At 32.5% G+C, this 5,738-nt stretch carries 5 protein-coding genes and 2 riboswitches; of the genes, 3 read left to right on the top strand and 2 right to left on the bottom strand.

Features of this window, described 5'->3' with window-relative positions; genetic code table 11:
• A riboswitch (TPP riboswitch) is annotated at nt 1-94 on the bottom strand. This riboswitch is flagged as partial in the annotation.
• Nucleotides 95-464: 370 nt separating this feature from the next.
• The 3 genes from Q0649_RS14705 (at nt 465) to Q0649_RS14695 (ending at nt 3,054) form a co-directional block, all read left to right on the top strand.
• Nucleotides 465-725 carry a TM1266 family iron-only hydrogenase system putative regulator gene (locus tag Q0649_RS14705; RefSeq protein ID WP_298843603.1) on the top strand — a complete coding sequence of 87 codons (261 nt, stop codon included), beginning with the start codon at nt 465-467 and terminating at the stop codon, nt 723-725.
• Nucleotides 726-757: 32 nt separating this feature from the next.
• Nucleotides 758-2,176: a [FeFe] hydrogenase H-cluster radical SAM maturase HydG gene (gene hydG / locus Q0649_RS14700; protein WP_298843599.1), complete on the top strand. Its 1,419-nt coding sequence runs from the start codon at nt 758-760 to the stop codon at nt 2,174-2,176.
• 263 nt (nt 2,177-2,439) lie between these two features.
• Nucleotides 2,440-3,054, top strand: coding sequence for a nitroreductase family protein (locus tag Q0649_RS14695; protein ID WP_298843596.1), 615 nt, complete (start codon nt 2,440-2,442; stop codon nt 3,052-3,054).
• Between the two features lie 85 nt (nt 3,055-3,139).
• Here the strand turns inward: Q0649_RS14695 and metA are convergent, their stop codons facing one another.
• The gene (gene metA / locus Q0649_RS14690; RefSeq protein ID WP_298843594.1) at nt 3,140-4,057 is read right to left on the bottom strand and encodes a homoserine O-succinyltransferase; all 918 of its coding nucleotides are present in this window, start codon (nt 4,055-4,057) and stop codon (nt 3,140-3,142) included.
• A gap of 68 nt (nt 4,058-4,125) precedes the next feature.
• The gene (locus Q0649_RS14685; RefSeq protein WP_298843591.1) at nt 4,126-5,412 is read right to left on the bottom strand and encodes an O-acetylhomoserine aminocarboxypropyltransferase/cysteine synthase family protein; all 1,287 of its coding nucleotides are present in this window, start codon (nt 5,410-5,412) and stop codon (nt 4,126-4,128) included.
• Between the two features lie 219 nt (nt 5,413-5,631).
• Nucleotides 5,632-5,738: riboswitch (SAM riboswitch) on the bottom strand. This riboswitch is flagged as partial in the annotation.

Genomic DNA, 5,738 nt, shown 5'->3' with positions numbered 1-5,738 from the left:
ACCGCTTTCCTCCGCTGGTATTAGCCAGATCAGGTATAAGGGTCAATGAATTAAAAATTCATATCTCAGCCATAAGGCACCCCTAGCACATATATTATTATTGTTTAATTGTATAACAGTATATTAAAATTTACAAGTAATTCTAAGTATTTAATATAAACGCTTCTTATATTATTAAACAAAATGAAAGTTTGCAATTAATTACTTAGAGTGTTAATGTATAAGTATTCTAGGGCAATTAAAAAACTAGGATAATTTTTATTTTGTTAAAAATTAAACAATAAATTATATTTACAAAGATATCGTTCTGAAGGTATGAGGGTTCGTCCCGAATGAGAAGGCGAGAGAATAGTTGTAATGTGTTTAAAGAGCATACCTTTAGTGGTGTTTCTTTAAATTAAAAAAACTATCCCTATGCCTTTAGAGGTATAGGGATAGTTTAATTTATTAAGGAGATTTATTTAATGGAAACAAGAATTGCTTTAATTGGAATTATAGTTGAAAACACAGAGGCAGCTCCAAAACTTAATTCTATACTTCATGAATATGGTGAGTATATTGTAGGGAGAATGGGGGTTCCATATCATAAACGTAATATTTCAGTAATAAGTGTGGTTGTTGATGCACCAAATGATGTTATCAGTGCCATGTCAGGTAAGCTTGGAATGATTCCAGGCGTAAATACAAAAACGATTTATTCCAAAGTTCCACCACAAGTAGAGTAAAAAAAATTATTTTATGAAAAGGAGATTTTGTTATGTATAATTCTAAATCTAAAAATGCAACAGAATTTATAAATGACGAAGAAATTCTATCAACTGTTGCCTATGCGAAGGAAAACAAAAGAAATCGTGAATTAATTGATAGTCTTATAGAACGTGCGAAGGATTGCAAAGGATTAACACATAGGGAAGCTGCAGTATTACTCGAATGTGATTTGGAAGATGAGAATGAAAAAATGTATAAAATTTCAAAAGAAATTAAGCAAAAGTTTTATGGCAATCGTATTGTTATTTTTGCTCCTTTATATCTTTCAAACTATTGTGTAAATGGATGTGTATATTGTCCTTATCATTCTAAAAATAAGACAATACATCGTAAAAGGTTAACTCAAGAAGAAATAGTTAAAGAGGTTATTGCACTTCAAGATATGGGACATAAGAGATTGGCACTCGAATCAGGAGAAGATCCTATTAATAACCCAATTGAATATATTTTAGAGAGTATTAAAACAATTTATAGTATTAAGCATAAAAATGGTGATATTAGGCGTGTAAATGTAAATATTGCGGCGACTACTGTAGAGGAATATAAGATGTTAAAAGAAGCTGGCATTGGTACCTACATACTTTTCCAGGAAACTTATAACAAAAAAAGTTATGAAGAACTTCATCCAACAGGACCAAAGCACAACTACGCATATCATACAGAGGCCATGGATCGTGCAATGGAAGGTGGTATTGATGATGTTGGAATCGGAGTGTTATTTGGTTTAAATATGTATCGTTATGACTTTGTAGGACTCCTCATGCACGCAGAGCATTTAGAGGCAGCAAAAGGCGTAGGTCCACATACTATCAGTGTTCCACGTATTTGTCCTGCTGATGATATTGATCCTAATACATTCTCAAATTCAATATCGGATGAAATGTTTGAAAAAATTGTTGCTGTTATTCGTATTGCAGTTCCTTATACTGGCATGATTGTTTCCACTCGTGAGTCCCAAAAGACCCGTGAGCGTGTTCTAGAACTTGGAATATCTCAGGTAAGTGGAGGTTCATGTACAAGCGTTGGTGGATATTCTGAGCCAGAATCTGAGGAAGATAATTCAAAACAATTTGAAGTAACTGATACAAGAAAGTTAGATGAGATTGTAAACTGGTTATTAGGACTTGGTTATATTCCAAGCTTTTGCACAGCCTGTTATCGAGAAGGACGAACAGGGGATCGTTTTATGAAACTTGTAAAGGCAGGTCAGATTGGAAACTGTTGTCAACCTAATGCATTAATGACACTTAAAGAATATTTAGAGGATTATGCATCTGATGATACCAGGATAAAAGGTGAAGCGGTAATTAAAAAGGAAATTCCTAATATAAAAAATAAAAAGGTTCGAGAAATTGCAAAGGAGCATTTAGAAGAGCTTAAGGAAGGGAAACGAGATTTCCGTTTCTAAATTGGAAAGAGGTAGAGCAGAATTTGCTCTGCCTCTTTTACGCTTTTGTGTATACTATATCTACTGACTAAAGAGAAGGAGAAATATTAGTTCTACATATGGAAATTTTTAATACAATATAAAGTGTTATCAGTATATTATAGTAAAATAATTTAATTATTTACTTGACATATTTATCAAATAGTAATAATATGATAATATAAAGTAGGTAATAACTATTATTAATACATAATATAATTAATAAAAAAATTGGGGGAATTTAAATGAATTTAAAAGAAGTTTATGAAGGTAGAAGAGCTATTAATTTTTTTGATAAAAATAAAGGTTTAGATGCTGGATTACTTAAGGATATAATTAATCTTGCAGTTCTTGCACCATCAGCATTTAATCTTCAGCCTTGGGAGATAATTGCTGTGAAATCTAAAGAAGGTAAAGAAAGATTGTATAAATTTTCAGCTCAGCCTAAGATATTAGAAGCACCAGTTACTTTAATTATTGTAGGTGATAAAACTGGATATGAATCATCAAATTCTACGTGGCAGGATATGTTAAAATTGCTAGGTGGAGATAAAGAAAAATTAGCAGGGACACAATCTATGGCAGCTGGCTTATATGGTACATCTGACCAGAATAAATTAAAATTTGCTGAAAGTAATGCAGGACTTCTCGCAATGTCCATTATGTATGCAGCTAAGAGCCTTGGAGTAGATTCTCATCCTATGAGTGGCATGGATTTTGAAGGTGTACGAAAAGAATTTGGACTTCAAGATAATAAGACTGTAGTAATGCTTATTCCACTTGGTCATTTAGATGAGAGTAATACACTTTACCCAAGAGCATATAGAAAAGGTTACGATGAGATAGTTACAGAAGTTTAATTATTTTAAGAAGTAATTAAAAGTTATTTAATATAATTTAGTAATAAAAGCGGTTTCCATAAATTATGGGCCGCTTTTATATATGTTATTCTAAATATACTAAATTATATGGAGTTTCTTGGTAAACATAATAATTTAGCCAATTTGAAAACAGCAAACTTGAATGACCTCTCCATTTTACAACAGGTGTTTTTGTTGGATCATCTTGTGGATAATAGTTCTTTGGTACCTTTATTTTTAACCCATTTGCGATATCTCTATCATATTCGTTTTTTAGTGTTAGTGGATCATACTCTGAATGTCCAGTTATAAAAATCTGACGTCCTTTTTTGGCTGATACAATGTAAATTCCTGATTCCTCTGATTCCGATATAATTTTAAGTTCATCTACCTTATCAATATCAGTTTTCCTTATTTCGCTATGCCTTGAATGTGGAACATAAAATTCATCATCAAATCCTGTCAAAAGCCTAACATTCTCCTCCTTTGATGTATGCTTAAATACTCCAAACAGTTTTTCGCAAAGTTTATGTTTTGGAACTCCATAATGATAATAAAGTCCAGCTTGAGCACCCCAACAAATATGCAAGGTGGAGAATACATTTCGTACACTCCATTCCATAATTTTTTTCAGCTCATCCCAGTAATCAACTTCTTCAAAAGGAACATTTTCAATAGGTGCTCCTGTTATTATCATTCCATCAAATTTAGTGTCTTTTATTTCATCAAAAGTATTGTAAAATTTAATTAGATGTTCTGGCGATATATTTTTGCTGTCATGACTTTCTGGATGAAGGAGTACTATATCAATTTGAAGTGGTGAGTTACCAAGTAGTCTTAAAAGTTGCGTTTCAGTATCGATTTTCGTTGGCATTAGGTTCAGAATTATAATCTTTAATGGTCTAATATCCTGATGAAATGCACAGTCTTCTGTAATAGTAAAAATATTTTCTTTATTTAGAGTTTTATATGCTGGAAGATTATCAGGTATTTTTATTGGCATCCAAATCCTCCTTAGGGTAATAAATCTTACGTATTATAATATGTAAGATTCATTAGTTATTTTTGTAATTATTTAACTGCTTTTTCTAGGGCTTGGTTTAAATCGTATATAATGTCATCTATACCTTCAACACCAATTGAAAGCCTTATTAAATCTGGAGTAACTCCAGCTGCCTTTTGTTCTTCTTCATTAAGCTCTGCATGTGTTGTGCTCGATGGGTGAATTACAAGTGATTTAGCATCTGCAACATTTGCAAGTAATGAGAATAACTCTACGCTATTTATGAATTTCTTACCAGCCTCAAGTCCACCTTTTATTCCAAAAGTGAATATGGATCCTGCACCTTTTGGTAGATACTTTTTAGATAATTCTTTGTATTTACTTCCCTCAAGTTCAGGATAATTAATCCATGAAACACTTGGATGGTTATTTAAAAATTTTACTACGGCTCTAGCGTTTGAAACATGTCTCTCAACTCTTAATGACAATGATTCTAGACCTTGAAGAAATAAGAAAGCACTTTGAGGACTAAGGGTTGCACCAGTGTTTCTTAAAAGTTGAACTCTAGCCTTTAAAGCAAATGCTGGGGCTCCGAGGTCTGCATATACTAGTCCATTATAACTTTTGTCTGGAGTTGTAAAATCAGGGAATTTACCGCTTGCTCTCCAATCAAATTTACCTCCATCTACTATAACTCCACCAATTGTAGTTCCATGTCCTCCGATAAATTTCGTTGCAGAATGGATAACTATATCTGCTCCAAACTCAATTGGACGGCATAGGAAAGGAGTTGCAAATGTACTGTCTATAATAAGTGGTATTTTATTTTCGTGTGCAATATTTGCTACTGCTTCTATATCTAATATATTTATTTTTGGATTTCCTATTGTCTCACCGTAAAGTGCTTTTGTTTTGCTTGTTATTGCTTTCCTAAAGTTTTCAGGATTATCTGGATCAACAAATATTACGTTGATTCCAAGTTTCCTAAGCGTAACATTAAACAATTCATAAGTGCCACCATAGAGTGTACTTGCAGTTACAATTTCATCACCGCAGCTAGCTACATTAAGTATGGCATAGAATATTGCAGCTAGTCCTGAAGCTGTAGCAAGTCCGGCAACGCCACCTTCAAGAGCAGCTACTCTTTTCTCAAAAACATCAGTGGTTGGGTTCATTATTCTTGCATATACATTTCCTGGTTCTTTTAATTGAAATAAATTTGCAGCGTGATCTGCATTCTTAAACACGAAAGATGATGTTTGATAAATTGGAACTGCTCTTGAACCTGTAGTAGGGTCAGGCACCTGACCCGCATGTACCTGTAATGTTTCAAAGCTTAATTTTCTCTCACTCATATTAATTCTCCTCTTTAATATTATTTTGTTTAGTTATTTAAATATACTGCAAATATGTATTTGTTATTGATTCGTGAAGGTTTATTAGAATTGTACTAGTTTATTATCTTAATAATAGAGTAAGTTTATTTTAGTTAAAAAAAAAGCAACTTTCCTATAAGGAAAGCAGCATGATTAACTTTAATAAACAATAAAATTGTATAATAAAATTTGCTATCTCCCTTATCTTTCAGATTTTACAATCTGATGGAATTGACACCATTGCATTTATTTAAAATGCTGGTTGTCGGGTATCATCGGGCCAGTCCCTCTACCTCTCTTGATAA

Origin of the sequence: uncultured Clostridium sp., from assembly GCF_937920395.1 — a bacterium.
Taxonomy (GTDB): Bacteria; Bacillota; Clostridia; order Clostridiales; family Clostridiaceae; genus Clostridium_AD.
Note: the sequence above shows the minus strand (reverse complement) of the source record. Positions and strands in the feature narration are given on the sequence as shown.